Annotated in this window: 2 protein-coding genes and 1 pseudogene; 1 reads left to right on the top strand and 2 read right to left on the bottom strand. The window is 68.2% G+C overall.

Features of this window, described 5'->3' with window-relative positions:
• A pseudogene (locus CCN56_RS37135) lies at positions 1–304 on the bottom strand (ABC transporter permease); the annotation flags it as partial.
• Positions 301–1,311 carry an ABC transporter ATP-binding protein gene (locus CCN56_RS37130; protein ID WP_086832119.1) on the bottom strand — a complete coding sequence of 337 codons (1,011 nt, stop codon included), beginning with the start codon at positions 1,309–1,311 and terminating at the stop codon, positions 301–303. The pseudogene CCN56_RS37135 and the gene CCN56_RS37130, both read right to left, overlap by 4 nt.
• A gap of 618 nt (positions 1,312–1,929) precedes the next feature.
• On the opposite strand from CCN56_RS37130, the gene CCN56_RS37125 reads away from it, so the two are divergent.
• On the top strand, positions 1,930–2,546 hold a 617-nt coding region (locus CCN56_RS37125), incomplete at its 3' end, for a hypothetical protein (RefSeq protein ID WP_086832118.1).

The raw sequence follows: 2,546 nt of genomic DNA, 5'->3' as shown, positions 1-2,546 counted from the left end.
CGCCGGCGCCGGCGATCAGGAGGGCCACGATGAGGGGGCTGGCCTGCTGGATGACGGCGAGGACGCTGGCTCCGCCGGTGAACGACTGGGCTCCCAGCTGCTGGGTGAGCGAGCCGACCTGGAGGGCGATGACGGCGCCGAACGGGATGGAGACGAGCGCGGCCGGCAGGATGGTGACGCTGGCGACGAACCAGAACTGCTCGACGAACTCCCGGAACTGGAAGGGCCGCCGGAAGACGGCCCGGCTCACCTCGGCGGCGAGGGCGAAGAGGCGGCCGGTCTGCCGCAGCGCGCCGGTGATCACGAGGCGCTCCCGGGGGCCGGCATGGTCAGGGTGGGCGCGGCGGCGCTGTGCGCGTAGGTGTCGCGGATGGCTGCGCGGGCGGCGGGCGGCAGCTGGTCGAGCATGCCGAGGACGCGCTCCCGGCGCCGGTTGACGGCCGCGCGGGGCGGGAGACCCGGGGAGGGCTCCAGCTGCGGGACGATGACGCGGGGCGCCGTCGAGTGCCCGGCGGGGTTGACCGCCTCGGCGGCGAGGAGGGCGGCGTCCTTCTCCTCGGACATGCCGATGGGGCCTTCGCGGCGGCCGGCGAGGAACTGGGTCACGACCGGTTCGTCGCTGGTGAGGAGTACCTCGCGGGGGCCGAAGGTGACGAGTCTGCGCCGGAAGAACATCCCCATGTTGTCGGGGACGGTGGCGGCGATGTCGAGGTTGTGGGTGACGATCAGCATCGTCGCGTCGATCCGCGCGTTGAGGTCGATGAGGAGTTGCGACAGGTAGGCGGTGCGGACGGGGTCGAGCCCGGAGTCCGGTTCGTCGCACAGGACGATCTGCGGGTCGAGGACGAGGGCGCGGGCCAGTCCGGCGCGTTTGCGCATGCCGCCGCTGATCTCGCCCGGCAGCTTGTCCTCCGCGCCGAGCAGACCGACGAGTTCGATCCGCTCCATGACGATGCGTCGGATCTCGGACTCGCGCTTGCGGGTGTGCTCGCGCAGCGGGAAGGCGATGTTGTCGAAGAGGCTCATGGAGCCGAACAGGGCGCCGTCCTGGAACATGAGGCCGAAGAGCTTCCGGGTCTCGTAGATGTCGCGTTCGGGGCTGCTGACCATGTCGACGCCGTTGATGAGGACACGGCCCTGCTGCGGTTTGAGGAGGCCGATGAGCGATTTCAGAAAGACCGTCTTCCCGGTGCCGGAAGGGCCGAGCATCACGCTCACCTCTCCGGCCGGCAGGGTCAGTGACACGTCCTGCCAGATGTTCTGCTTGCCGAAGGACATGGTGAGTCCCTCGACGACTACTTCGATTCCCATCCCACCTCCAGCAGACGTGCGTGGCGCGTGTGCCGCGGGCGCACGGTAGGCCGTTCTGGATCACCCGGACAATAGCTGTGGCGCAAATTCATTGATCCGCTCCCGCGTTTGTCACCACGAAGACAAAGTCGGGGGATGTTCTTGTCACCGCCGCGACAGAGTGGTGCGCCGACCTGCGACTGAGCGTCGCCCCCGGGAACGCTACGGCTGGGTAACCTCGCGGGGCAATACCGGATCCGGAGTTTTCGTGGAACAGGGCCCGACGGCGGTTCGCTTATCAGCCGCGAGACAATTCAGCGTGAGGGGTTGTCACCGGCCGGAGGAAAACGCCATATCGACCCACCGAACCCCTCTCCGACCTCGCATGATCGATCATAATTGTCGACATTGCGCACTTCGGAACCAAGCGGATTCCTGCCATCGCTCACCCTCTTGACAGGCAATCGGGCATCTTCGAAGAATCTTGGTTCGCGCCATTGTTCGGCTAAGTTTCCCGCAAGTAACGTCTGGTTTCGCGGCGGTAGGACGGCCGGGCCGCCGGCCACGTCCGCACCTGCCGCGGCACACCCCCACCGAAGCACCCTCTGCCGGACGATCCCCAAGGAGAACCCCAGAGCCATGAAGAAGTCATTCAGAAACCTCGCCGTCGTCGCCGGTGGCGCCTCCGCTGCCTTCGCCCTCGCCGTGAGCCCCGCCTCCGCGGTGGCCTCGACGGTCTGGACCGTCAGCCCGTCCCCGGCCAGCATCACCGCGGTCAACAGCGGGAACGTCGTCCTCAGCGTCAACGGCATCGCCATGACGTGTACGAAGTCGAACGGTGCGGGCGTCGGACAGAGCACCACCGGCAACCCGGCGACCGTCGGAAACATCAACTCCATGGCCTTCGGCGCCTCCGGGTCCCCCTGCACCAGCGTGCTGGGCCCCGTGACCGCCGCCCCGGTCACCCCCTGGACGATCGTGGCGCAGGACTACACCGCCTCGACCGGCGTCACCAAGGGCTACGTCGGCAACGTCGTCGCCGACGTGACCGTCGGCGGCTGCAACTTCCGCGTGACGGGCAAGGCGTCCAGCACGTACACCAACTCGACGGGCGCGCTCGCCGTCAACAGCCTCGCGGGCGAGCTCACCGTCGTCTCGTCGTCCGGCTGCGGTTCGGCCGTCCCGGTCGGCGCCAAGCCCACCTTCAAGGGCACGTACCTCTTCAAGGTCGGCACCGCCATCCCGACGATCGTCGG

Origin of the sequence: Streptomyces sp. NRRL B-24572 (genome assembly GCF_002156145.1) — a bacterium.
GTDB classification, from domain to species: Bacteria; Actinomycetota; Actinomycetes; order Streptomycetales; family Streptomycetaceae; genus Streptomyces; species Streptomyces vietnamensis.
Note: the sequence above shows the minus strand (reverse complement) of the source record. Positions and strands in the feature narration are given on the sequence as shown.